Source organism: Streptomyces sp. KL109B, from assembly GCF_030766935.1.
GTDB lineage: Bacteria > Actinomycetota > Actinomycetes > Streptomycetales > Streptomycetaceae > Streptomyces.
Genome location: NZ_JASERL010000010.1, coordinates 292,260 through 316,502 on the forward strand (window position 1 = coordinate 292,260; position 24,243 = coordinate 316,502).

Sequence of the window (24,243 nt, forward strand, 5' to 3'; positions counted from 1 at the left end):
GCCGAGCCAGGCCCGCTCAGTCCTCCAACACCGGCAACAGCTCCGGCAGATGACCGTCCGACGCCTGCGCCGCACGCACCCGCTCCTCGGCCACCTCCCCGTACAGCGTCGTCCGTGGCTTCGCCGGGCGGCCCGCCGTGTCGGCGACCGTGATCAGGTCCTTCACCGACTTGTACGAGCCGTAGGACGAGCCCGCCATACGGGAGATGGTCTCCTCCATGAGCGTGCCGCCGAGGTCGTTGGCCCCGGAGCGCAGCATCTCGGCGGCGCCCTCCGTGCCGAGCTTCACCCAGCTCGTCTGGATGTTGGGGATGTGCGGGTGGAGGAGGACGCGGGCCATGGCCGTGACCGCCCGGTTGTCGCGCATCGTCGGTCCTGGGCGCGCGATGCCCGCCAGGTAGACCGGCGCGTTGGTGTGGATGAACGGGAGCGTCACGAACTCCGTGAAGCCGCCCGTCTCCTGCTGGATCCCCGCCAGCGTCCTCAGATGCCCCAGCCAGTGGCGGGGCTGGTCCACATGCCCGTACATCATCGTGGAGGAGGAGCGGATGCCGAGCTCGTGCGCCGTCTTGATGACCTCGATCCAGTCGGCCGCCGGGAGCTTGCCCTTCGTGAGGATCCAGCGGACCTCGTCGTCGAGGATCTCCGCCGCCGTGCCGGGGATCGAGTCGAGGCCGGCCTCCTTCGCCGCCGTCAGCCACTCGCGGATCGAAAGACCCGTCCTGGACGCTCCGTTGACGACCTCCATCGGCGAGAACGCGTGGACGTGCATCCCCGGAACTCGCTCCTTCACCGTCTTCGCGATGTCGAAGTAGGCCGTGCCGGGCAGGTCCGGGTGGATGCCGCCCTGCATGCAGACCTCAACTGCCCCGACTTCCCACGCCTGTTGGGCCCGGTCGGCGACCTGGTCGAGCGACAGGGTGTACGCGTCGGCGTCCGTGCGGCGCTGGGCGAAGGCGCAGAAGCGGCAGCCGGTGTAGCAGACGTTCGTGAAGTTGATGTTCCGCGTGACGATGTACGTGACGTCGTCGCCGACCACCGACTTTCGGATGTCGTCCGCTATGCCGCACAGCGCGTCGAGGGCGGGGCCTTCGGCGTGCAGGAGGGCGAGGGCCTCGTCGTCCGTGAGCTTCGTCGGGTCGTCGGCGGCCACCGACAGCGCGCCGCGCACGTCGGCGTCGATGCGTGACGGTTCCATGCCGGGCGCGGCCTGCTCGCGCAGCGCCTCCCAGTCGCCGTACACGACGTCGAAGTCGTCGCGGCGGTCCTTCGTACGGCCCTCGGTGTCGATGGTGCGGTGCAGGTCGGTGCGGCCGGAGGCGGTGAACTCCTCGTCGGGCTCCTGCCAGGGGCGGCCCACGACCGGGGCGTCGGCGATCGCGAGCCCGGTGTCGGCGTCCGCGAGGGCCTGGACGTGCGGCAGCAGGCGCGGGTCGAGCCACGGCTCGCCGCGCGTCACGAACTCCGGGTAGACGCACAGCCGTTCACGCAGCTCGAAGCCGACGTCCGCGGACTGCGCGGCCAGCTCCTCCAGCTTCGGCCACGGCTTCTCGGGGTTCACGTGGTCGATGGTCACCGGGGAGACGCCGCCCCAGTCGTCGATGCCGGCCGCGATGAGGCGCGCGTACTCGCCGTCGACGAGGTTCGGCGGGGCCTGGATGTTCCCGGCCGGGCCCATGATGTGGCGGGCGACGGCCACGGTCGCGACGAGGTCGTCGAGTTCGGCGTCGGGCATGCCGCGCATCGCCGTGTCCGGCTTGGCGCGGAAGTTCTGGATGATGAGTTCCTGGATCGCGTGGTACGAGCGGGCGGTGCGGCGCAGCGCGAAGAGCGATTCCGCGCGCTCTTCGTACGTCTCGCCGATCCCGATGAGCAGGCCGCTGGTGAAGGGGACGGACGAGCGGCCCGCGTCCTCCAACACCCGTAGCCGTACGGCCGGTTCCTTGTCCGGGGAGCCGTAGTGCGGCATGCCGGGCTCGGACCAGAGGCGCTCGGCGGTGGTCTCCAGCATCATGCCCATGGACGGCGCGACGGGCTTCAGCCGCTGGAAGTCGGTCCAGGAAAGGACACCCGGGTTGAGGTGCGGGAGGAGTCCCGTCTCCTCAAGGATCCGGATGGATATGGCGCGTACGTAGGCGATGGTGTCGTCGTAGCCGTGCGCGTCCAGCCACTCGCGGGCCTCGGGCCACCGGTCCTCCGGCTTGTCGCCGAGCGTGATGAGGGCTTCCTTGCAACCGAGTTCGGCGCCCTTGCGCGCGACGTCGAGCACCTCGTCCGGGGACATGAACATCCCGTGGCCCTCGCGGCGCAGCTTGCCGGGGACGGTCACGAACGTGCAGTAGTGGCACTTGTCCCGGCACAGCCGGGTCAGCGGAATGAACACGCTCTTGCTGTACGTGATGACACCCGGCCGACCCGCCGCCTCAAGGCCCGCGTCGCGCACGCGGGCGGCGGACGCGGTGAGATCGGCCAGGTCGTCGCCGCGCGCCTGGAGCAGCACGGCGGCCTCCGACACGTCCAACGCCACACCGTCTCTGGCCCGTTTCAGTGCGCGGCGCATCGCGTTGGCGGTGGGACGGTCGGCCTTCGGGGGCTGCGGCGTCGGCTGCGTTACGGCGTCCTGATCACTCATGAACCGAGCATACGAGCGCCATCCGGACACTTCGAGGGCGCCTGTCGGTGCCCTTCCCTTGCGGCGGAGTTCACGGCTCAATACAAGGGTTGCACGCGTACCACCAGCCACCTCTGGGGAGCCGCCGCATGTGCACTGACGCCGAACACCACAACGGAATGGGCAGACGAGCGCTGCTCGTGACGGGCGCCGCCTCCGCGCTTACGCTCAGCACCATGAGCTTCGCCAGCGCCGCCGACGGCTCGACGTCGACGAAGACGCTCAAGGGCACGCTGCCGCCCGGCGCGCCGGACTACGTGTACCTGCCGGTCGAGGTCCCGTCCGGGGTACGGGAGTTCCGCGTCTCCTACACGTACACGAAGGCCACGGGACTCCCCTCCGGCACCCAGAACAACGCCCTCGACATCGGCCTCTTCGACGAACGCGGCACGGCGCTCGGCGGCGCCGGCTTCCGCGGCTGGTCGGGCGGTGCCCGCACCGAGTTCTTCGTCCGCGCCGACGACGCGACCCCCGGCTACATCCCCGGCCCGGTCCGCCCCGGCACCTGGAACATCGCGCTCGGCCCGTACACGGTGGCGCCGGAGGGCCTGCCGTACGAGGTGACGGTGACGCTGACGCACGGGGCGCCCGGCGAGACACCGAAGCCGGTGTACCCGCCGGAGCGGGCCCGCGGCCGGGGCCGCGCCTGGTACCGGGGCGACTGCCACCTGCACTCCTGGTACTCGGACGGCCGCCGCACCCCCGCGGAGATCGGCGCACTGGCCCGGGCCGCCGGTCTCGACTTCATCAACACCTCCGACCACAACACCCACGCCGCGCACGCCCATTGGTCGGACGTGGCGGGCGACGACCTCCTCGTCCTGATCGGCGAGGAGATCACCACCCGCAACGGCCACGTGGTCGCCCTCGGCACGGACCCCGGCACCTTCGTCGACTGGCGCTACCGGGCCCGCGACAACCGCTGGGCCAAGTACGCGCAGCAGGTCCGCCGCGCGGGCGGCCTGGTCGTCCCGGCGCATCCGCACGCGACGTGCATCGGCTGCGGCTGGAAGTTCGGATTCGGCGAGGCGGACGCGGTCGAGGTGTGGAACGGCCCGTACACGCCTGACGACGAGGTGTCCCTGGCGGAGTGGGACAACACCCTCGTCGCGTACGCCCGTTCAAAGGGCCGTACGGGGTGGCTCCCGGCGATGGGCAACAGCGACGCCCACCGCGACCCGGACCGCGTGGGCCTGCCGCAGACGGTGGTCCTGGCGGACGACCTCACCCGGGAAGCCATCCAGGCCGGCATCAGGTCGGGCCACTCGTACGTGGCGGAGTCCTCGTCCGTCGAGGTCGCCCTCACCGCGACCGGCGGCAAGGGCGAGGTGGCGGGCATCGGCGACCGCCTCCCGGTCTCCCCCGACACCCCGGTCACGATCACCCTGAAGGCCAAGGCCCCCACCGACTGCACCCTCCACCTCGTGACGGACCAGGGCACCCTCTTCACGTCACCCGCCGGAGCCACCTCGGCGACCTGGCACACGACGGCGTCCTACGCGGCGTACGTCCGCGCGGAGATCCGCCACACCCCGACGACGACCGGCCTGCCGGGGGCACTGGCGGCGTTCACGAACCCGGTCTTCCTGGGGGAATGAGCGGCGGCCCGCACCCGGGCAGCCCGCGTATACGCGACGTATACTCGCGGCATGAGCCCGGCCACCCGGGCGAGGAATACACGGTCACCACAAGACAGTTGCTCGACTCATGAAGATCGGCGAAGCGGCGCGGCCCAGTGGCGCCAGTGCGCGGTCCTTGCGGTAGTACGAGGACGAGGGCCACCCCTTGTCGGCGGGCCCGGAGCTCCTGCACGCCCTGGAGGCCGGCGAGACGACAGGGAAGCTCGCGCTGGATCCGTGGAGCTAGGGCCCTTCTGAGCGCTCCGGTCGCCGCTCAGCGACGAACATGTCCTCGGCGTTGCCGACGACGAGTGCGCGGTCGAACCAGACGTCCAGTTCCGCCAGGTCCGTAGTGGCCGCGATCCGCTCACGCGCCGGGTCCGGGACCTCGATGCCACGGCGGTCGAGGATGCGCAGGACGTCCTCCCTGCGCGCCTTTGCCTGCCCCTCCTCGCGGCCTTCCTCCCGGCCTTCCTCCCGGCCTTCGGCTCGCAGCTTCATCGACGTCTCGGACCGGAAGTAGGAGAGGGGGATGCTCATCAGTTGCCTCCAGATGTCGGCGGCCGGGAACTTGCCCAGCCCCAGTTCGGTGAACTCCGTGAAGAACGTCGCGGTCTCCTCGTCGACGGCCTTCAGACCGGCAGCCAGCCGTTCCAGTATGTCAGCAATGCACGGGTCCTTGGCGTGCGTGAGGGCGGAGAACACGGCGAAGGGAACGTCACGCACGGCGTCTGCCTCGGATGTCACCACCGGTACGTTGTGCGGTCCGAGAACCAGTGGACGCATGGTGATCAGCGGCCAGACATCGAGCCCGACCTTGAAGGGGCCCGACGCCCAGCGGGCCGTCGCCTCGTCCTGGCAGGTGACGACGAGTTGGACGGGCAACCGGTACTTGGCGTGCAGATGCGCCGCGTAGTAGCACCAGTTCGCGGGCTTGTCCGCCTTGCGGGCGCTCTGCGACTCGAACGCCACCAGATAGTCGGCGCCGTCGGCGGCCTCCATGCGCAGCAGCGTGTCGACGCGCCGCTCCAAGGGTTCCAGCTCCGTCAGATCGGTGGGCAGGAGCGCCGTGCCCACCGGCTCGGGGAACTCGATCCCCAGCCTCCGGAAGGTACGCCCGAACACACCGGGGTCCTTCTGGAAGATCCGGTGCATCGCTTCGTGGGATGAACTGACCATGACGGCGAAGCTAGCGGCACCGCCAGGTCAGCCTCCGGCATATGCTTCCGGCCCACCCTTACGGGTGAGCAGCGCCTCGCCGCCTACTCCGCCACCACCAAGACCTCCGTCTCCCGGTTCAGCACCTCGCCCCGGAAGAACGCCGGGCTGCGCCGCCCCATCACCAGCATGATCACGACGCCGACGAGCAGCAGGCCGACGCCGATCACGAAGACCGAGCCGACGCCGAGGACCGAGGAGCCACTGCCGTACGCCGGGTTCCACATGTCGACGAGGGTCTTGATGAAGACGGCCGACAGGAGGACGCCGCCGAGGACCGGGAAGAGACCCTTGAAGGCGAAGTCCCGGGCGGAGGAGAACAGTTCGGCGCGGAAGTACCAGGCGCAGGCGAACGCCGTCAGGGCGTAGTAGAAGCAGATCATGAGGCCGAGCGCGTAGATCGTGTCGACGAGGACGTGCTCGGAGACCAGCGTCATGACCGTGTAGAAGACGGCCGTGGCGACGCCCGCCGTGATCGTCGCACGGCCCGGCGTGCGGAACTTCGGGTGCACGCGCGCGTACGACGCCGGGAGCGCCTCGTACGTCGACATGGCGAGGACCGTGCGGGCGACCGGGATGAACGTCGTCTGGAGGCTGGCCGCCGCCGAGGCGAGGACGGCGATGAAGAGCAGGATGCCGAGCGTCGGGCCCATCACGGGACCGGCCAGCGCGGCGAAGACGTTGTCGGAGGTCTCCGGGTTGGCGAGGCCGAGGCCCTTGTCGCCCGAGCCGACGACCATCTGCGCCGCCACGCCCGTGGCCAGGTACGAGCCGACCAGGACCACCATCGCGATGAGGGCTGCGCGGCCCGGGGTCTTGTCGCTGCCGATCGTCTCCTCGTTGGCCGTCAGGCAGGTGTCCCAGCCCCAGTACATGAAGATCGAGAGGGACAGGCCCGCCGTGAACGCGCCGAAGGACTGCACCGAGAACGGGTTCAGCCACGACCACGAGAAGTCCACCGAGGTCGCGGCGAAGTCGGCGGAGCCCGCCTTCGTCACCGCCATCACGACGAAGACGGCGAGCACCACCAACTGGAGTCCGACCAGTGTGTACTGCACGCCCTTCGTCGCGGTCATGCCGCGATAGCTGATCGCCGTCGCGGCCGCGATGAGGACGAGGCACGTGACGATGTGGACGGCCTTGTTGTCGTCCAGGCCCGCCACCGACGTGCTGTTGGTGATCTCGCCGGCCAGCAGCCAGAAGTACGAGGTCGCGACCCCGGCGAGGTTCGACAGCACGATGATCGTCGCGATCACCAGGCCCCAGCCGCACATCCACCCGACGCGCGGCCCGAACGCCTTCACGGTCCACGTGAAGGACGTGCCGCAGTCCGGCATGACCTTGTTGAGCTCCCGGTACGCGAAGGCGACCAGCAGCATCGGCAGAAAGCCCGCGAGGAACACGGCGGGCATCTGGAGGCCGACCTCGCCGGCCGTGGAGCCGAGCGTGGAGGTCAGGCAGTAGACGGGGGCGACGGTCGAGACGCCGATGACGGCGCTGCCGAGCAGTCCGACGGAATTCCCGCCGAGTCCCTTACCGCCGCCCTTCTGGGAGGTGTCTGCGGCCCGCTCCGTCGAGGGCCCTGCGTCCAACTGAGTCATGAACAGGACGTTAAATCCTGCGGTTTCCACATCTGGCGGGTTTTGTCACGACCGCAACGGCTGTCAATCCATGGACAATTGGGACGGACACCCCGTGCATCCCAGGCCGGTGGTTCAGTCTACTGACAGAACGCAAGGTGAATCGCCCGGCGTCCGATATTCGGTAATCGAAGCCGGGTCCGGTTTCGCCCGATTCAAAATTTTCCCGTGCCTATTGCGTCACGTACGGAAACAGCCTCACGTACGGAAACGCCCTACCGCCGTGGGCACCGCGTAGAACAAGGAGAGCGTTCCCAGCGTGAGGAACGGCGTCAGCAGGTTCTGCGAGATGCAGAGGGCGATCACGCACGCGGCCCCGAGCCCGACCCAGAACAGCATGTACTCGCGGTCGCTGCCGCCCCGCCGGGACAACACGACCGCCTGGCAGATCAGCACGACGGAGGCGGCGGTGTCGATCACCCCCCACAGGCCGGGCAGCTGCAGCACCGCGGCGATCACCGTCGGCACCAGCCACAGCAGCCCGAGCATCGGCCGCCCCGGCAGCCCGGGACCACCGTCGTGCCGCACGGCGGTACCGCGCGGGGGCGGCCCCGAGGACGGCCGGGACGACGGCCCCGCCGTCGGTCGGGTCGCTCCGTACGCCGCCGGGTACTGGGGCTGCCCGTACGAGGGCGGAGTCGACGGCGGCGTCGACGGCGGCGTCGACGGCGAGTGCGACTGCGGCGTCCCGTACGGGGCCGAAGGCGGAGTCGCGGGCGGCGGCGGGGACGAGGGCCCTGCCGCCGGTCCCTGCGTCGCCGCGTAGTGGAACCCGGGGCCTGCGGCGCCACCCGCCACCCCGCCACCACCGTCGTACGCCGTGTATCCGGGCCCGAAGCCCGCCGGCTCCGGGCCGAAACCCTGCCCCGGTACCGGCCCCTGCCCCTGCCCCTGCCCCTGCCCCTGCCCCTGAAGCACCGTGTCCGCCCGCGCCTCCAGGTTCAGCAGCTGCCCCGACGTACGGGCGATCACCGAGACGACCTGCGCGGGCAGCCACGTGTCGCTCGTCTTGTCGTGCGTGCGCGCCCGCGCGACGAGCTGCCCCGCTTCCGGCCGCCGCTCCGCGTCCTGGTCGAGGCAGTCCCGTATGAGGTCCCGCATCTCGGCGTCCACGCCCGGCAGCTGCGTGTCGAGGCTGCCACGGTGCGGCTGCACCCCCGTGGCGGCGAAGGCGAGCGTGAGGCCGAAGCTGAAGACGTCGGTGGCGGCGGTGACCTGCTCGCCGAAGGCCTGTTCAGGCGACATGTAGGCCGGGGTGCCGATCCGTACCCCGGTCGAGGTGAGACCCCCCGAGGTCAGCCCCGCGTCGAGCGCGGCGTGCACGATGCCGAAGTCGATGAGGCGCGGCCCGTCTGCGGACAGCAGCACGTTCGACGGCTTGAGGTCCCGGTGCACGAGCCGCGCGCGGTGCACATGCTCCAGGGTCTGCGCGAGGTCCGCCGCGAGCCGCCACAGCGACTCGGCGGGCAGCGGCCCGAACCGGTCGACCGCGTCCTGGAGGGAGGGCCCCGACACGTACTCCGAGGCGTACCAGGGGTGCCGCTCGTCCAGGCCCGTGTCGACGACCGGCACCGTCCCCGGCGCCCCGACCCGCCGCACGACGTCCGCCTCGCGCCGGAAGCGCTCCCGGAAGCCCGGCTGCGCCGACATGTCGGCGTGGATGAACTTCAGCGCGACGGAGCGGCCTCCGACGTTGCGGGCCAGATAGACCCGCCCCATGCCGCCCTCACCGATCCGCCCGAGCACCCGGTACGTGCCGACCGTGCGCGGATCCCGCGCCTCCAGCGCCTCCATGGAACCCCCGGTTCCGCCGTAGTGACCGCCTACAACTAGCTACAACTAGCTACAACTACCTACAACTGCGTATCTTCACATGCCCAGTTGTAGACACGCAGTAATGCGGTCCGAGGGTTCCGTGGTACGCCTGGTGCGCACGGTGCGGATGGCACCAGGGCCCGCCCTACCCGGGCCAGACGATCGACTGCCACTCGCTGTACGCGTGCAGCGCGTACGAGCCGACGTCCCGGCCCACCCCGCTCTTCTTGAAGCCACCGAACGGCGCCTCCATGTTCCGCCCGATCCCGTTCACGCCGACCCCGCCGGCCCGCAGCCGCCGCGCGACGCGGAACGCCCGCGCGACGTCCCCCGACCACACGTAGTCGATGAGCCCGTAGTCGGAGTCGTTGGCGAGGGCGACCGCCTCGTCCTCGTCGCCGTCGAACGGCACCACGGCGACGACAGGCCCGAAGATCTCCTCGCGGACGACCCGCATGTCGTTGGTGCAGTCGGCGAGCAGCGTGGGCGCGACGTAGAACCCCTTCTCGAAGGTAGGCCGCTCGCCGCCCGCGACGACCGTCGCCCCCTCCTTGCGCCCCAACTCCACGTACGACTCGACCCGTTCCCGGTGCGCGCCCGAGATGACGGGCCCGACGACGGTCCCCTTCTCCCTCGGGTCGCCGACCTTCATGTAGCCGATGTACGCGGTGAGCTTGGCGACGAACTCGTCGTAGACGGAGCGGTGCACGAGGGCGCGCGTCGGGGCGGTGCAGATCTGTCCGCTGTAGAAGGCGTACGTCGTCCCGATCCCGGCGACGGCCGAATCGAGGTCGGCATCGTCGAGGACGACGGCGGCGCCCTTGCCGCCCAGCTCCATCAACTGCCGCTTCATGGACCGGCCGCACACCTCGCCGATGCGCTGACCGACGGCGGTGGACCCGGTGAAGCTGACCATGTCGACATCCGCCGACTCGACGGCGGCCTCACCCACACCCACCTCCGCCCCGCTCACGACATTCACGACACCGGCCGGCGCCCCCGCCTCCTCCAGGGCGGCCGCCATCCGGAACACGGACAGCGGGTCCTGCGGCGCGGGTTTCACGACGACCGTGTTGCCCATCGCGAGCGCGGGCGCCACCTTGCCCGCCGGGTTGGCCCACGGATTGTTGTACGAGGTGATGCAGGTGACGACGCCGACGGGCTGCCGCACGGCGACGGCTCCCATCACGCCCGCCTTCCCCATCGGCCCGGCCTCGTTGATCTGCGGCGGCAGCGCCTCCTCGACGGGCTCAAGGGCCCCCTTCGCGTACCGCCGGAACCGCGAGACGCCGACCGCGACCTGCATGCCGCGCGCGGTCCCGGTCGTCGCCCCGCTCTCCGCCTGCGCGAGCTCGGCGTTGGCGACGAAGTCCCGCTGCATGAGGTCGGCGGCCCGGTCGAGGATCGCGGCCCGCTCCTGAGGCTTCGTACGCGACCACGGCTCGAAGGCGTCACGGGCCGCGCGCGCGGCGTCGTACACCTGCTGCCGCGAGGCCTCCGGCGCGTGTCCGACGACGGTCTCGCTCGCCGGGTCGACGACGTCGTAGTGCCCACCGCCCGGCTCGACCCACTCGCCTCCGATGAACAACTTTCCGCTGCCAGTGGTCACTTGGCCCCCTTCAAGGCTGCCTCGGTACGATTCCTGTCGTGCGTTGTGAGAACCAAGCGCGCACAGCGTGCCGATCGAGAACCAAGACGGCACGCACGAGCATTGCTCAAGACCCCGGGCAGGTTCCGTCCCGGCTGGTGTCGAGGGAGTGAGACCTCGCGGGCCGCCGGCCCGCGAGGCTTCCTGAGCCAGGAATCCCCCGGGCACACGGGGGAGGGTTCAATTGGTGCTCACCGTCCGCGTATCGGCCCCGGACCGCAGCACCTTGCCGGGCACGGCGCCGCTCACGACATCACCGCGCATGGCTTCAACTCCGTTGACCCACACGGCGTTGATGCCGATGGCCTTGGAGTCGAGCCGCGGGCTGTCGCCCGGCAGGTCGTGCACGAGGGTGGCCTTGCCCGCGTCGATGGTCTCGGGGTCGAACAGGACGAGGTCGGCGTGCCACCCCTCCTGGATCCGCCCGCGCTCCCGCAGCCCGAAGAGCTGCGCGGGGTCATCGGTCAGCATCTTCACGGCAGCCTCAAGCCCCATCAGCTTCCGCCCCCGCAGGCAGTCCCCGATGAACCGGGTCGTGTACGGCGCCCCGCACATCCGGTCCAGGTGCGCGCCCGCGTCGGACCCGCCGAGCATGACGTCCTCGTGCGCCCAGGTCTCGGCGCGCAGCGCCCACGAGTCGGGGTCGTTATCGGTCGGCATCGGCCAAAGAACGGTCCGCAGCCCGTCGTTGGCGCAGATCTCGACGAGACACTCGAACGGCTCCTGCCCCCGCTCTGCGGCGATGTCCTTGACGACCCGCCCGGAGAGCCCCTCGTTCGCCTCGGAGTACGTGTCCCCGATGACGTACCGCCCGAAGTTCGCGAGCCGCCGGAAGACGCCGGCCTCCTTGCTGTCGGCACGCCGCAGCATCTCGGTACGGGTGTCGGGATCACGCAACTTGGCGATCCGCTCCTCGACGGGAAGCCCCAGAATCTCACCCCACCCGGGTATGAGATTGAGCGCGCAGAACGTCCCAAGAGACATGTTCATCGGCGTCAGAATCGGCATCGTCAGCGCGACGATCCGCCCGCCGGACTTCCGGGCCCGCTCACTCGCCTCCAACTGCCGCGGTACGCGCTCGGGCACGGCGGCGTCGATGGTCAGCACGTTCCAGTTGAGCGGCCGCCCGGCGGCAGCGGTCATGTCGACGAACAGGTCGATCTCGTCATCGGCGAACTGGTCGAGACACCCGGCGACGATGGCCTCGATCTGCGTCCCCTCGTGCTCGCCAACAGCCTTGCTGAGCGCGATGAGTTCGGCTGGCTTCGCGTGCCGCGAGGCGACGGGCTTGCCGTCCCCGTCCGAGTGCGAGGACGACTGCGTGGTGGAGAGCCCCCACGCCCCCGCCTCCATGGCGTCCTTCAACAGCCCGACCATCTGGGCGAGTTGCTCGGCTGTCGGCTGCCCACCGACGGCATCGGCCCCCATCACATACCGGCGCAGCGCACAGTGCCCCACCATGAACCCGGCGTTGACCGCGATCCGCCCGTCGAGCGCCCCGAGGTAGTCCCCGAACGAATTCCACGTCCAAGGAGCCCCCTCCTCCAGGGCCACGAGGGACATCCCCTCCACCTTGGACATCATCCGCCGCGTGTAGTCGGCGTCCCCCGGCCGCGCGGGATTCAACGGCGCGAGCGTGAACCCGCAGTTGCCGCCCGCGACCGTCGTCACGCCGTGATTGAGCGAGGGCGTGGCGTACGGGTCCCAGAACAGCTGGGCGTCGTAGTGCGTATGCGGATCGACGAACCCGGGCGCGAGCACGAGCCCGGTCGCGTCCTCGGTACTCCGGGCCTCCTCGGCGACCTGCCCGGCCTCCGCGACCACGGCGATCCGCCCGTCCCGAATCCCGACATCGGCTGTATAGGAGGGCGCACCGGTCCCGTCAACGACGGTGGCGCCCTTGATGAGGTGGTCGAGCATACGAGTCCGTCTCCCTTCACATCTGGTTCTCAGCCGCGCACCATCAAGCCCGAGTCCGCACCATCAAGCCCGAGTCCGCACCATCAAGCCCGAGTCCGCACCATCAAGCCCCTGCGGCGATTGAGCAGCGGGGCCCGGGGCAGAGCCCCGATCTTTTCCAGCCCCGCCGGCGATTGAGGCGCGGGGCCCGGGGCAGCGCCCCGCGACCGCAACCCCGCCACCCGCACCGCCCGAAGGGCCCCGACCTCCGTCCGGGAGGGGAAGCCGGGGCCGGTCCGCGAGGACTACGCAGCCGACCGGAACCGGGTCGTCCGATGCACCGGATCCGTATCGATCTTCGGAATCACGTGCTCCCCGATCAGCTTGATCGAGTTGAGCGTGTCCTCATGCGACACCCCGATCGGCAGCCCGAACGACAACTGGTCCGCCCCTGCCTGCTCCCACCGCTTGCACTGCTGCAACACCTCGTCCGGGTCACCACAGATCATCAGCTCCTCCGCGATGAGCAGCTCGATGATCTCCGCCGAGTACTCCGGCAGGATCTCCGGCCACTCCGGAATCCCCTCCGGCCGCGGGAACGTGTCGTGGTACCGGAACAGCAGCGACTGCAGATAGTTGAGCCCGCCGTTCACGGCGATCTCCACGGCCTTGTCATGCGTCTCCGCACAGATGGCGGTGGACGTCACCATGACGTTGTCGTTGACGAAGTCCCCGATCGGATCCGGGTCCTGAATAGCCGTCTTGTACTGCTCAAGCACCCACTCCATGTCGGAGACCTTCTGCACGCTGAACCCGAGAACACCGAGCCCCTTCTTCGCCGCCATCGCGTACGAGGGCGGGGACCCGGCCGCGTACCACATGCCGGGGTGCGACTTCCCGTACGGCTTCGGCAGCACCTTGCGGGGCGGCAGCTCCCAGTGCTTGCCCTTGAACCCGACGTACTCGTCCTGGAGCCACATCTTCGGGAACTCGCGGATGGTCTCTTCCCAGATCTCCTTGGTGTAGTTCATGTCGGTCACACCCGGCATGAACCCAAGAATCTCGTGGCTACCCGCTCCCCGCCCGCTGCCGAACTCGAACCGCCCCTCGCTGAGGTGGTCGAGCATGGCCACCTTCTCCGCGACCTTCACGGGGTGGTTGACCGGTGCCAGCGGATTGAAGATGCCGGACCCCAGGTGAATCCGGTCGGTCGCGTGCGCCAGGTACCCGAGGAACACGTCGTTCGCGGAAAGGTGCGAGTACTCCTCCAGGAAGTGGTGCTCGGACGCCCAGGCGTACTTGAAGCCGGACTTGTCCGCCTGGATGACGTACTCGGTCTCGTTCATGAGCGCTCGGTGCTCGGCCGTGGGGTCGGTCAGCGCCTTCTTGCCCAAGTATCCCTGTACAAAGAGCCCGAATTCCAAGGAGGTTCACCGTCCTCGTCAGTTTCTGACGATGCGTCAGATTGGATGTGTCGACTGTTCCACCGTGCGCCGGAGGCGTCAATACCTGACGCATCGTCAGCTACGTTCTCAGAGCACACTGACGCCGGCGAGCCATCCGCCGTCCACGACGAACGGCTGCCCGGTGATGTACGCCGAGTCCTCCTCGGCGGTGAGGAAGAGCGCGAGCCGCGCGACCTCCTCCGGCTTTCCGACCCGGCCGAGCGGCACGAGCTTCTGGTACAGCTCGCCGAGGGCCTGCGCGGCCTCCTCGGTGTTCGCCTCCGGGTCGAGCTGGGACGGGTTGCTCATGGCGGTGTCGATGGCCCCCGGACAGACCGCGTTGACCCGGATCTTCTGCCCGGCCAACTCCATGGCGGCGACGCGCGTGAGCCCGACGATGGCGTGCTTGGTGGCGGCGTAGGCACCGACGTACGACATGCCGGTGACCCCCGTGTACGAGGAGGTGTTCACGATCGAGCCACCGCCGGCGGCCCCGATCTCGGGCGCGACGGTCTTGATCCCGAGGAACGCCCCGACCTGATTCACCTGCACGACCTGCTGAAACTCTTCGAGCGGCGTCGAAACGAGCTCATTGAACCGCAGGATCCCCGCGTTGTTGACGAGCCCATCGATCTTCCCGAAGGCGCCCTTCGCGGAGCGGACGGCGGCGACCCAGTCCTCCTCCTTGCTCACGTCGAGGTGTACGTAGACGGCGTTGCCGTTGCCGAGGTCCTTGGCGACGGCCTCGCCCTGGTCGTCGAGCACGTCGGCGACGACGATCTTGGCGCCCTCCGAGGCGAACAGCCGCGCCTCCTGCTCGCCCTGCCCGCGCGCCGCACCGGTGATGAGGACGACACGTCCATCGAGCTTTCCCATGCGTCAAACCCCTTCTGATTGCCTTCAGTTGAGATCACTGATCACTCAGGTGCGGAGCGACTTCGGCGGCGAAGGCCGCCATCTGATCGGTGAGTTCGGTACGCGTCCGGCTGCGGAACCGGATCTGGATCTGCTGCACGCCCATCGCGGCGTACGCCCGCAGCGACTCGGCGATGGCCTCCCCGGCCCCGGTCAGGGTGCGCCGCCCGACCTCCCAGCCCGGCACGCCCACGTACAGCGGCTCGGTGATGGCGCCCACGGTGAGCGGCGCCTCCACCCCGGCCTCGGCGCGCAGCCGCCGCAACTTCTCGATCTGCCCCGGAAGCCGGTCGCGCGGGTCGCCCTGCGGCAGCCACCCGTCGCCCTTGAGCGCGGCGCGGCGCACGGCGGGGGCGGAGGAGCCGCCGACCCAGATGGGCACGCGCGTCTGGGCGGGCCTGGGCCGCTGCCCGAGCCCTTCGAACGAGAACAACTCCCCTTTGTGGACCGGGAATTCCTCCGGCCCCAGCGCCGCCTTCAACGCGTCGACGCTTTCATCCAGCACCGCCCCGCGCCGCGCGAAGTCCACCCCGAGCGCCGCGAACTCCTCCTGTACGTGCCCGGCCCCCACCCCGAGCACGAGCCGCCCGCCGCTGAGGTGGTCGAGGGTCGCGTACTGCTTGGCGGTGACGAGCGGGTGCCGAAGGCCGACGATCGCGACGTGGCTCAGCAGCCGCACCCGCTCGGTGACCCCGGCCAGGAACGCGAGCGTGGCCACGGGGTCGTACCAGGTCGTCGACATGGCGTCGGCGAGGCGGTGCGGGATGGCGACGTGGTCGCAGCTCGCGATGTAGTCGAAGCCGCTCCGGTCGGCGGTGCGAGCGATCTCGGCGAGATCCGCCGCACCCGCACCCGCTTCCCACGGCTCGGCGTAGACGGTGCTCTGGGACTGGACCGGTAGCTGCATGCCGTACGCGAGCGATGCCATGAGGCCCCCTGCCGATCACGGATCTGACGGTGCGTCACATCTTGCGGACGACGAACATCCTCACGGCTGACGCCCCGTCAGGCAAGGGTGGTCACAGACCGGGTTCCCGACCTCGGCGTAACCCCGGAGCCGAGACAGGAACCGGCGACGGGGGCGCGCGACTGGAAGCGGAGCGCCGCACGCGACACCATGCGTGGCATGACGCTCAAGCGCACCACCGTGCACGTCGACGCGGAGGATCTTCGGGTGATCGAAGAAGCCGCCACCCGTGAAGGCACCTCGGTGTCCGAGATCATTCGCCAAGCCGTCCACAGGGCCGCCCTCACCCGAAGAACCTGGACCGAACCGCTTCCCCCTCCCGCCCGACCCTCCGGGGCCGGGGAGTAGGCCCCATGCATGCGTGATACCACCCCGGTATCATGCATGCATGGCTATGACCCTCCGCCTCCCCGCCGACATCGACGCCCGCCTCACCGAGCGCGCCGAGCGGGAGAAGCGCAGCAAGCAGGAACTCGCCATAGAGGCGATCGCCGAGGCCAACGCACGCGCCGAGCTGAAGGCGGAAGACGTTCTCGCCGAGCTCATGGAGTCCGACCGGGAGATCCTGGACCACCTCAAGTGACCGTCCGGTATCTGCAGCTCGACGAGGTACTGCTCGTCGTACGGGGCGTGACGGGCAGCGAGCACGCGGTCCGTGACATCGGTCTCCTCGTGTCCGCCGTGGAGCGCCCCCGGACCGACGTCTTCGGCACCGAGGTCTACCCCTCGGTGCACGAGAAGGCGGCGGCGCTGCTCCAGTCCCTCGCCCGCAATCACGCCCTCGTCGACGGCAACGAGCGCACCGCGTGGCTGTGCTGCCGCGTCTTCCTGCGCTTCAACGGCCTCGCGCCCGACGCCGCGGTCCCGGCTGCCACCGTCGCCGGACCGTTCGTCGAAGACGTCGCGGTCGGCGACATCGGCGTCGCCACGATCGCCAAACGGCTCGCCCTCTGGTTCCCGCTGAACCACTGAACCACTGCCGGCCCCGCCCGCCGCCACAGGACAGCGGGCGGGAGCCGCGCGACTCCGGGCCCCGCCTCTCCCTCAGGGCCTCCAGCACCCGTCCGCGCCGAGCCCCAGCAGGTCGATCGCGTTGCCGCGCACCAGCCGGTCCACGACCTCCGCGTCCAGGTGCCCCATCTGCGCCTCGCCGACCTCCTTCGACTTCGGCCACGTCGAGTCCGAGTGCGGGTAGTCCGTCTCGTACAGGACGTTGGCCACCCCGATGGAGTCGAGGTTCTTCAGGCCGAACGCGTCGTCGAAGAAGCAGCCGAAGACGTGGTCGGCGAAGTACTCCGACGGCGGCTTGCGGACCTTGTCGGCGACGCCGCCCCAGCCGCGGTTCTCCTCCCAGACCACGTCAGCCCGCTCCAGGATGTACGGGATCCAGCCGATCTGCCCCTCCGCGTACATGATCTTCAGGTTGGGGAACCGCTCGAACTTGCCGCTCATCAGCCAATCCACCATCGAGAAGCAGCAGTTGGCGAACGTGATCGTCGAGCCGACGGCTGGCGGCGCGTCCGGCGACGTAGAAGGCATCTTGCTGCTGGAGCCGATGTGCATCGCGATGACCGTCCCGGTCTCCGCGCACGCCGCGAGGAACGGGTCCCACTCGTCGCCGTGGATCGACGGCAGGCCCAGGTGCGGCGGGATCTCCGAGAAGGCGACCGCCCGCACCCCGCGCGCGGCATTGCGCCGCACCTCCGCCGCCGCCAACTCCGCGTCCCACAGCGGCACGAGAGTGAGCGGTATGAGCCGGCCCTGCGCCTCGGGCCCGCACCACTCCTCCACCATCCAGTCGTTGTACGCCTGCACGCCGAGCAGCCCGAGCTCACGGTCCTTGGCCTCGGTGAACGTCTGCCCGCAGAAGCGCGGGAAGGTGGGGAAGCAGAGCGCGGACTGGACGTGGTTGACGTCCATGTCGGCGAGCCGCTCGGGCACGCTGAACGACCCGGGCCGCATCTGCTCGTACGTGATGACTTCCAGCTTGATCTCGTCCCGGTCGTAGCCGACGGCCGTGTCCAGGCGGGTCAGCGGCCGGTGCAGGTCCTCGTAGACCCACCAGTCGCCGATCGGCCCGTCGTCGCCGGGAGCGCCCATGACCGGCGCGAACTTCCCGCCCAGGAAGGTCATTTCCTTCAGCGGGGCGCGGACGATGCGCGGTCCGGTGTCGCGGTACTTCTTCGGCAACCGGTCGGACCAGACGTTCGGCGGCTCCACGGTGTGGTCGTCGACGGAGATGATGAGCGGGAACTCTCCCGGTTCCAGGAGGCTTTGTGCGTCGCGGGTGCTTTCTGTTGCCGTGGTCTCCGTGTTCTCCATGGGCTCACGGTAGCGCCGATCTGACGAACCGTCAGCTAGTGGTGGCCCAGTGGTTGCCGTTGGCCGCCGATGGTCCACGCGTGAGGTGTCTGTGATGGGTGTCGTCCACGGCTGACGTTTCCGCCAGGAACAAGGCAAACTGTCGGGAGTTGTCTTTGAGTTGCGTGCACACCACGGCGCGCCGGTTGGACAGCGCGACAGAATGACGTGTGGCGATGCGTGCGATGCGGCGGCAGGGAGCAGCGAAGATGGTCGGTGGACCGCGGGTACCGGAGCAGCGGCGCGCCGCTCCGTCCGAAGACGTCCCGGACACCGCCCCGGCCCCCGCCTCCGACCTGCGCTTCAGCGTCCTCGGCCCGGTCCGCGCCTGGCGCGGCGGAGAGCCCCTCTCCACCGGCTCCCCGCAGCAGCGCGCCCTCCTCGCCGCCCTCCTGCTGCGCCAGGGGCGCACGGCGACGGCGGCCGAACTCATCGACGCCGTATGGGGCGAGGAGTCGCCGTCCCAGGCGCTGGCCGCGATCCGCACGTACGCCTCACGGCTGCGCAAGATCCTCGGACCCGGCGTCCTGGAGACCGAGGCGGGCGGTTACGCGCTGCGGATGGCGCGGCCCGACGCGCTGGACCTGGGCGCGGCCGAGGAGCTGGTCGCGGACGCCGAGCAGGCCCGGCAGTCCGGCGACCTGTGCCAGGCCCGCACCCTGGTGAACAAGGCGCTCGGCCTCTGGGACGGCGAACCGCTCGCCCACGTCCCCGGACCGCACGCCGAGACGGAGCGCGTCCGCCTGGAGGAGTGGCGCCTGCAACTCCTCGAAACCCGCCTCGACATGGACCTGGAGCAGGGCTGCCACGCGGAGGCCATCTCCGACCTCACGGCCCTGACCGCGGACCACCCCCTCCGCGAGCGGCTGCGCGAGCTGCTCATGCTGGCCCTCTACCGCTCGGGCCGCCAGGCGGAGGCCCTCGCCGTCTACGCGGACACCCGCCGCCTGCTCGCCGACGAGCTCGGCGTGGACCCGCGCCCCGGCCTCTCGGAGCTCCAGCAGCGCATCCTCCAGGCCGACCCGGCCCTCTCCGAGCCCTCGGCGCAGTCGGCGGAGCCCGTGTCGACGCCGCTCCGGCCCGCCCAACTCCCGGCGACCGTCCCGGACTTCACGGGCCGCGCCACCTTCGTCACGGAACTGAGCGAAACCCTCGCCGCCGCCTCGTCGGAGTCGGGCGCGGGCGCGCTGATGGCGGTGTCCGCGGTGGCCGGCATCGGCGGCGTGGGGAAGACGACGCTGGCCGTGCACGTGGCGCACCGGGCCCGGGCCTCGTTCCCCGACGGCCAGTTGTACGTGGACCTGCAGGGCGCGGGTGCGCGAGCCGCGGAGCCGGAGGCCGTGCTCGGCGCGTTCCTGAGGGCGCTGGGCACGACGGACTCGGCGATCCCGGACTCCCTTGAGGAGCGGGCGGCGCTCTTCCGCTCGACCCTGGACGGCCGCCGCGTCCTCGTCCTCCTCGACAACGCGCGGGACGCCGCCCAGGTCAGGCCGCTGCTGCCGGGCACGGAGGGCTGCGCCGCGCTGATCACGGGGCGGGTGCGGATGGTGGACCTCGTCGGGGCCCACCTCGTGGACCTGGACGTGATGTCCCCCGACGAGGCGCTGCTGCTGTTCACGCGGATCGTCGGCGAGGAACGGGTGACGGCGGAGCGGAAGGCGGCCCTCGACGTGGTCGCGGCCTGCGGCTTCCTGCCGTTGGCCATCCGCATCGCGGCGTCCCGGCTCGCCGCCCGCCGTACGTGGACGGTCTCGGTCCTCGCGGCGAAGCTGGCGGACGGACGGCGCAGGCTGGACGAACTGCAGGCCGGCGACCTGGCGGTGAAGGCCACGTTCGAGCTGGGCTACGGGGCGCTGGACGCGCCGCAGGCGCGGGCGTTCCGGCTCCTTGGCCTCGCGGACGGCCCGGACATCTCGCTCGCGGCGGCAGCGGCCCTGCTGGACCTGGGAGCCGAGGACGCCGAGGACCTGCTGGAATCCCTGGTCGACACATCACTACTGGAATCAGCCGCTCCGGGCCGGTACCGGTACCACGATCTGGTCCGGCTCTACGCGCGTGCGTGCGCGGAGCGGGACGAGCCGGCCCAGGATCAGGAGGCGGCGCTGTCGCGGCTCCTCGACTTCTACCTGGCGACGGCGGCGGAGGTCTACGCGATCGAGCGTCCCGGCGACCGGCTGGTGGACCACCTGGAGCCGACCCGGTACCCGGGCCTCACCTTCCACCGCTCGCGCGAAGCCCAGGACTGGCTCTACGCCGAGGCGAACTGCCTGATGGCCTGCGTACGGCAGTCCGTGGACGAGGCGCGTCTGACGCGCTCCGTCGACCTGCTCTGGGCGGCGAAGGACCTCGCGGAGTCCGGGGCCAACTCCCGCGCCTACGAAGTCGCCGCGCAGGCCGTGCGGGACGCCGCCCAGGAGACGAAGGACGTACGGGCCGAGGCCCGGGCACGTACCGCGCTCACGAACGTGCTCCTGGTCGCGGGACGCTTCACGGAGGCCGACGAACAGGCCCGGCTCGCCACCCAACTCGCCACCGAGGCGGGCGACCCGCTGCCGAGCTGCTGGGCGCCCAACGACCGCGGCATCATCGCCATTTACCAGAACCGGCACGCGGACGGCGAGCAGTACCTGGAACAGGCCATCGCCAACTTCCGCGCGGACGGCAACGCCGTGGGCGAGGCCAGCGCCCGCTGCAACCTCTCCCGCATCCACCTGGCGATGGGCCGTGTCTCCAGCGCCATCGAGCTCGCCCAGCAGGGCATCGACATCTACGACCACATGGGTCTGACGCTCCGCCTCGCGAACGGCCGCTACGCGCTGGGCATCGCGCTCACCAAGGCCGAGCGGTTCGGCGAGGCCCTGGAGCAACTGACCGGGGCGCTCGGCCTGTTCCACGACAACCGCCAGCCGCTCTGGGAGGGCGTCACCCACTTCCGGATCGCCGAAGTGCACCTGGCGGCCGCCCGTCCGACCCTCGCGGCGAGCCACGCAGAACAGGCGATCGCCCTGCGGGGCATCGGCGGCGAGTGGCGGCGCGGCACCGTCCTCACCGTCCTCGGCAGGGCGCTGCACCGCATGGGCCAGCCGGACCGCGCGCGGGCCTGCTGGGAGGAAGCCCTCTCGATCTACGAACGCCTCGGCTCCGACGAGGCGGGCGAAGTACGCGGCCTCCTCACCCCACTGACCGCCTGACCTGCCGCGCCGCCACGTTCATCGTTCGTTTATCACCGCTCGGCACTCTTACCCATACCGATCCGTCGCGTCGGGGGGCAGACGGATTGTGCGCGAGGCCTCCCCATTAGGGTGACGGCCTCGAGGCGCCCGTCCTGCGACCCTCGGGGGAGTCGCTGGCCGGGCGCCGCTCCAACCGTACGCACCACCAAAAACAGGGGAGTTGATCGGCATGAGCGACGCCACGAACAACGACGGGGACATCCGCCCCCAGGACAACCACGCGTCCGACGTCGAGGACACCACCGTGACGACGCAGGACAACCACGCGTCGGGCGGCGGCATCACCACCCTCGACAACCACGCCTCCGGCGAAGAAATCAAGCCCCTCGACAACCACGCCTCAGGCGAAACCACCTGAACCACCCCTGACGGGGGACATCGGCCGCGGCGGACCGGAGGGGGAACCGCCGCGGCCGAACCATTCCCCCAGCCTTCCAAGCCCCTGCGGCGATTGAGCCTTTCAAGCCCCTGCGGCGGGTGACCCTTTCAAGCCCCTGCGGCGGGTGAGCCTTTCAAGCCCCTGCGGCGCTTGAGCAGCGGGGCCCGGGGCAGAGCCCCGCGACCGCAACCCCGCCTACCCGCCCAAAACCCTCGCCTCCACCACCGGCAACCCCTTCACCCACCAGTGGTCATAGCGCCGGTACGCCCCGGGATCCCGCCCCGCCAGCAACCGGGCCACACCCCACGCCTCCCGCTCCACTCCCTCCCACACCCGCTCCGGCAACGGCCGAAACGCCCCCACCTCGACGGACCCGTCCGCCAACAGCCGCCACACCCCGGCCACATACCCGTCCACAAGCACCGTCGCCAACACGTCCCCGTTCACCCGCGTCACGTGCTTGCGGTACTCCGCGGGCAGCACCCGCCCCCGGTCCGCGTACGCCAGCAGCACGCTGTCCCACATGCCCAACAACCTCGGCGGCGCCGCCACACCCGCATCGGGCAGCGCCCCGCCCGGCACGTCGTACAGCACCTCACCGCCCGGCCCGCTCAACCGCACCAGTTCCCCGCAGCCCGCGAGCGCCTCCCGCACCCGCCCCTTCTGCACGAGGGCGAACTGCGCGACGTCCGCGACCGACGCCGGACCGAACCCCGCCAAGTACCGCCGCACCAGCCCCCGTAGGCCCTCCGCCACCGCCTCCGGATCCCGCAACTCCGGCCGCCGCCCCCGCTCCGCCGCCACGAACAACTGCCGCTTGTCCGACGCGTACGCCCACGGCGAGCCCGCCACCGGCGCGTGCCACAGCGGCGCGTACTGCCGCAGCATGCGGGCCGCGGTCACCAGCTTCTCCCCTTCCGGGCCGACCCGCCCGGCGAACCACTCCCCCAACTCCCGCGCCGTACGCGGCAGTTCGGCCACCCGCAGCAAATCCGGCAGCAGACCGTCCGCGTCGTCCGCCACCAAGCCCGACGCCCGAAACCGTGGGTCCCCCAGCCGCGCGCCCCGCACCGTCGGCTCCACCGCCGCCCGGAAGTCCCGGTAGTCGTCGACGTGCACCGCGTGCAGCGTGATCCGCATCAGCGTCGACTTCACGGCACGGAATCCGCCGAACACCGCGTCCAGGTCCGCCGCCTCGAACCCCGCCACCCGGTTCCACAGCGCCACATACGGCGAAGCGGGCTGCTGCGCCTGAAGCGCGACAACCCGCCGTAATGCCTCCTCGGCCCCGACGCCCTCCCGCTCAAGCAGCAACTGCCGCGCCAGAGTCGCCCTGTTGAGGCCCCGCGCGGAGACCGAGATCGAGTCCGAGGTCATGCCGGAATTCTCCCGGCTCAGCGCAGCTTCCGCGCGACCTCCGTGGCCCAGTACGTAAGAATCTGGTTCGCGCCCGCCCGCTTGATCCCGAGCAACGCCTCCATGATCGCCGGATCCCGGTCGATCCAACCGCGCTGCGCCGCACCCTCGATCATCGCGTACTCGCCACTGATCTGGTACGCCGACACCGGCACGTCGGACACCTCGGCCACCTTCGCCAGGATGTCGAGGTACGGCCCCGCCGGCTTCACCATCACCATGTCGGCGCCCTCTTCGAGGTCGAGCGCCAACTCCCGCAGGGACTCACGGGCGTTGGCCGGGTCCTGCTGGTACGTCTTGCGGTCCCCCCGCAGCGAAGACCCGACGGCCTCACGGAACGGCCCGAAGAACGCCGACGAATACTTCACGGCGTACGCGAGGACCGCCACGTCCTCCCGCCCGATCTGGTCCAACGCGTCGCGTACGACGCCGATCTGACCGTCCATCATGCCGCTCGGGCCGACGACGTGCGCGCCCGCGTCCGCCTGCACCTGCGCCATCTCCGCGTACCGCTCAAGGGTCGCGTCGTTGTCCACGCGGCCCTGCTCGTCGAGTACGCCGCAGTGGCCGTGGTCCGTGAACTCGTCCAGGCACAGGTCGGACATGACGATCAGGTCGTCGCCGACCTCCGCGCGTACGTCCCGCAGCGCGACCTGGAGGATGCCGTCGGAGTCCGTACCGACGGTGCCCCGCCCGTCCTTCTTCTCCTCCAGCGGCACACCGAACAGCATGATCCCGGAGACGCCCGCCTCGACGGCCTCCGCCGCGGCCTTCTTCAGGGAGTCACGGGTGTGCTGGTAGACGCCGGGCATGGCGCCGATCTCCACCGGGGCGTCGATGCCCTCGCGCACGAACGCGGGCAGGATCAGGTCGGCCGGATGCAGCCGCGTCTCGGCGACCATGCGCCGCATGGTGGGAGTCGTCCGCAGCCGCCGGGGCCGCGAACCGGGGAAAGAGCCGTACCGAGTCACTGAACCTGTCACCTCTACCTACGTGGAACCCGTGAAACCCGTAAAA

Annotated in this window: 18 protein-coding genes; 6 read left to right on the plus strand and 12 right to left on the minus strand. The window is 70.4% G+C overall.

Features of this window, described 5'->3' with window-relative positions:
• Positions 1-16: 16 nt before the first annotated feature.
• Complete coding sequence (locus RBJ65_RS30445) at positions 17-2,632, minus strand: bifunctional FO biosynthesis protein CofGH (protein WP_306322989.1); 2,616 nt, start codon at positions 2,630-2,632, stop codon at positions 17-19.
• Positions 2,633-2,760: 128 nt separating this feature from the next.
• On the opposite strand from RBJ65_RS30445, the gene RBJ65_RS30450 reads away from it, so the two are divergent.
• Entirely contained in the window at positions 2,761-4,269 is a 1,509-nt protein-coding gene (locus tag RBJ65_RS30450) for a CehA/McbA family metallohydrolase (RefSeq protein ID WP_306322988.1), read from the plus strand.
• Positions 4,270-4,533: 264 nt separating this feature from the next.
• Here RBJ65_RS30450 and RBJ65_RS30455 read toward each other — a convergent pair whose 3' ends face one another.
• The 8 genes from RBJ65_RS30455 to RBJ65_RS30490 all read right to left on the minus strand — a co-directional run bounded on the left by RBJ65_RS30455 (position 4,534) and on the right by RBJ65_RS30490 (position 15,798).
• Positions 4,534-5,469: a hypothetical protein gene (locus RBJ65_RS30455; protein WP_306322987.1), complete on the minus strand. Its 936-nt coding sequence runs from the start codon at positions 5,467-5,469 to the stop codon at positions 4,534-4,536.
• 83 nt (positions 5,470-5,552) lie between these two features.
• Complete coding sequence (locus RBJ65_RS30460; protein WP_306322986.1) at positions 5,553-7,109, minus strand: APC family permease; 1,557 nt, start codon at positions 7,107-7,109, stop codon at positions 5,553-5,555.
• A 237-nt stretch (positions 7,110-7,346) separates the two neighbouring features.
• Positions 7,347-8,942 carry a serine/threonine-protein kinase gene (locus RBJ65_RS30465; RefSeq protein ID WP_306322985.1) on the minus strand — a complete coding sequence of 532 codons (1,596 nt, stop codon included), beginning with the start codon at positions 8,940-8,942 and terminating at the stop codon, positions 7,347-7,349.
• Positions 8,943-9,108: 166 nt separating this feature from the next.
• Positions 9,109-10,572, minus strand: coding sequence for an aldehyde dehydrogenase family protein (locus RBJ65_RS30470; RefSeq protein ID WP_306322984.1), 1,464 nt, complete (start codon positions 10,570-10,572; stop codon positions 9,109-9,111).
• Between the two features lie 219 nt (positions 10,573-10,791).
• On the minus strand, positions 10,792-12,531 hold the full coding sequence (locus RBJ65_RS30475) for an amidohydrolase family protein (protein ID WP_306322983.1): 1,740 nt from the start codon (positions 12,529-12,531) through the stop codon (positions 10,792-10,794).
• A gap of 284 nt (positions 12,532-12,815) precedes the next feature.
• Positions 12,816-13,934 (minus strand): LLM class flavin-dependent oxidoreductase, encoded by a 1,119-nt coding sequence (locus RBJ65_RS30480; protein WP_306322982.1) that lies wholly within the window; start codon positions 13,932-13,934, stop codon positions 12,816-12,818.
• Between the two features lie 108 nt (positions 13,935-14,042).
• Complete coding sequence (locus tag RBJ65_RS30485; protein ID WP_306322981.1) at positions 14,043-14,831, minus strand: SDR family NAD(P)-dependent oxidoreductase; 789 nt, start codon at positions 14,829-14,831, stop codon at positions 14,043-14,045.
• 34 nt (positions 14,832-14,865) lie between these two features.
• Positions 14,866-15,798, minus strand: coding sequence for an LLM class F420-dependent oxidoreductase (locus RBJ65_RS30490; RefSeq protein WP_306322980.1), 933 nt, complete (start codon positions 15,796-15,798; stop codon positions 14,866-14,868).
• 198 nt (positions 15,799-15,996) lie between these two features.
• Here RBJ65_RS30490 and RBJ65_RS30495 point away from each other — a divergent pair, with 198 nt between their 5' ends.
• Genes RBJ65_RS30495 through RBJ65_RS30505 form a run of 3 tightly spaced genes read left to right on the plus strand, consistent with a single transcriptional unit; the run spans position 15,997 to position 16,809 of the window.
• Positions 15,997-16,185 carry a ribbon-helix-helix protein, CopG family gene (locus RBJ65_RS30495; protein WP_306322979.1) on the plus strand — a complete coding sequence of 63 codons (189 nt, stop codon included), beginning with the start codon at positions 15,997-15,999 and terminating at the stop codon, positions 16,183-16,185.
• Between the two features lie 40 nt (positions 16,186-16,225).
• Positions 16,226-16,420, plus strand: coding sequence for a hypothetical protein (locus RBJ65_RS30500; protein ID WP_306322978.1), 195 nt, complete (start codon positions 16,226-16,228; stop codon positions 16,418-16,420).
• The gene (locus RBJ65_RS30505) at positions 16,417-16,809 is read left to right on the plus strand and encodes a type II toxin-antitoxin system death-on-curing family toxin (RefSeq protein ID WP_306322977.1); all 393 of its coding nucleotides are present in this window, start codon (positions 16,417-16,419) and stop codon (positions 16,807-16,809) included. The genes RBJ65_RS30500 and RBJ65_RS30505 overlap by 4 nt, the downstream gene beginning before the upstream one ends.
• 72 nt (positions 16,810-16,881) lie before the next feature.
• Here the strand turns inward: RBJ65_RS30505 and RBJ65_RS30510 are convergent, their stop codons facing one another.
• A complete protein-coding gene (locus tag RBJ65_RS30510) occupies positions 16,882-18,159 on the minus strand; it encodes an amidohydrolase family protein (protein ID WP_306322976.1) in 1,278 nt (425 codons plus the stop codon).
• Positions 18,160-18,407: 248 nt separating this feature from the next.
• Here RBJ65_RS30510 and RBJ65_RS30515 point away from each other — a divergent pair, with 248 nt between their 5' ends.
• Together RBJ65_RS30515 and RBJ65_RS30520 are read left to right on the plus strand one after the other, a co-directional pair.
• Positions 18,408-21,389, plus strand: coding sequence for an AfsR/SARP family transcriptional regulator (locus RBJ65_RS30515; RefSeq protein ID WP_306322975.1), 2,982 nt, complete (start codon positions 18,408-18,410; stop codon positions 21,387-21,389).
• Between the two features lie 211 nt (positions 21,390-21,600).
• Positions 21,601-21,789, plus strand: coding sequence for a hypothetical protein (locus RBJ65_RS30520; protein ID WP_306322974.1), 189 nt, complete (start codon positions 21,601-21,603; stop codon positions 21,787-21,789).
• Positions 21,790-22,005: 216 nt separating this feature from the next.
• Here RBJ65_RS30520 and RBJ65_RS30525 read toward each other — a convergent pair whose 3' ends face one another.
• Together RBJ65_RS30525 and hemB are read right to left on the minus strand one after the other, a co-directional pair.
• Positions 22,006-23,187, minus strand: coding sequence for a winged helix DNA-binding domain-containing protein (locus tag RBJ65_RS30525; RefSeq protein ID WP_306322973.1), 1,182 nt, complete (start codon positions 23,185-23,187; stop codon positions 22,006-22,008).
• A gap of 17 nt (positions 23,188-23,204) precedes the next feature.
• Positions 23,205-24,197: a porphobilinogen synthase gene (gene hemB, locus RBJ65_RS30530; protein ID WP_306322972.1), complete on the minus strand. Its 993-nt coding sequence runs from the start codon at positions 24,195-24,197 to the stop codon at positions 23,205-23,207.
• Between the last annotated feature and the right edge of the window lie 46 nt (positions 24,198-24,243).

Bases quoted from the DNA above. Each gene is read 5' to 3' on its own strand.
- RBJ65_RS30445 (WP_306322989.1), bottom strand. From the start codon at position 2,632: ATGAGTGATCAGGACGCCGTAACGCAGCCGACGCCGCAGCCCCCGAAG.
- RBJ65_RS30450 (WP_306322988.1), top strand. From the start codon at position 2,761: ATGTGCACTGACGCCGAACACCACAACGGAATGGGCAGACGAGCGCTG.
- RBJ65_RS30455 (WP_306322987.1), bottom strand. From the start codon at position 5,469: ATGGTCAGTTCATCCCACGAAGCGATGCACCGGATCTTCCAGAAGGAC.
- RBJ65_RS30460 (WP_306322986.1), bottom strand. From the start codon at position 7,109: ATGACTCAGTTGGACGCAGGGCCCTCGACGGAGCGGGCCGCAGACACC.
- RBJ65_RS30465 (WP_306322985.1), bottom strand. From the start codon at position 8,942: ATGGAGGCGCTGGAGGCGCGGGATCCGCGCACGGTCGGCACGTACCGG.
- RBJ65_RS30475 (WP_306322983.1), bottom strand. From the start codon at position 12,531: ATGCTCGACCACCTCATCAAGGGCGCCACCGTCGTTGACGGGACCGGT.
- RBJ65_RS30485 (WP_306322981.1), bottom strand. From the start codon at position 14,831: ATGGGAAAGCTCGATGGACGTGTCGTCCTCATCACCGGTGCGGCGCGC.
- RBJ65_RS30490 (WP_306322980.1), bottom strand. From the start codon at position 15,798: ATGGCATCGCTCGCGTACGGCATGCAGCTACCGGTCCAGTCCCAGAGC.
- RBJ65_RS30495 (WP_306322979.1), top strand. From the start codon at position 15,997: ATGACGCTCAAGCGCACCACCGTGCACGTCGACGCGGAGGATCTTCGG.
- RBJ65_RS30500 (WP_306322978.1), top strand. From the start codon at position 16,226: ATGGCTATGACCCTCCGCCTCCCCGCCGACATCGACGCCCGCCTCACC.
- RBJ65_RS30510 (WP_306322976.1), bottom strand. From the start codon at position 18,159: ATGGAGAACACGGAGACCACGGCAACAGAAAGCACCCGCGACGCACAA.
- RBJ65_RS30515 (WP_306322975.1), top strand. From the start codon at position 18,408: ATGGTCGGTGGACCGCGGGTACCGGAGCAGCGGCGCGCCGCTCCGTCC.
- RBJ65_RS30520 (WP_306322974.1), top strand. From the start codon at position 21,601: ATGAGCGACGCCACGAACAACGACGGGGACATCCGCCCCCAGGACAAC.
- RBJ65_RS30525 (WP_306322973.1), bottom strand. From the start codon at position 23,187: ATGACCTCGGACTCGATCTCGGTCTCCGCGCGGGGCCTCAACAGGGCG.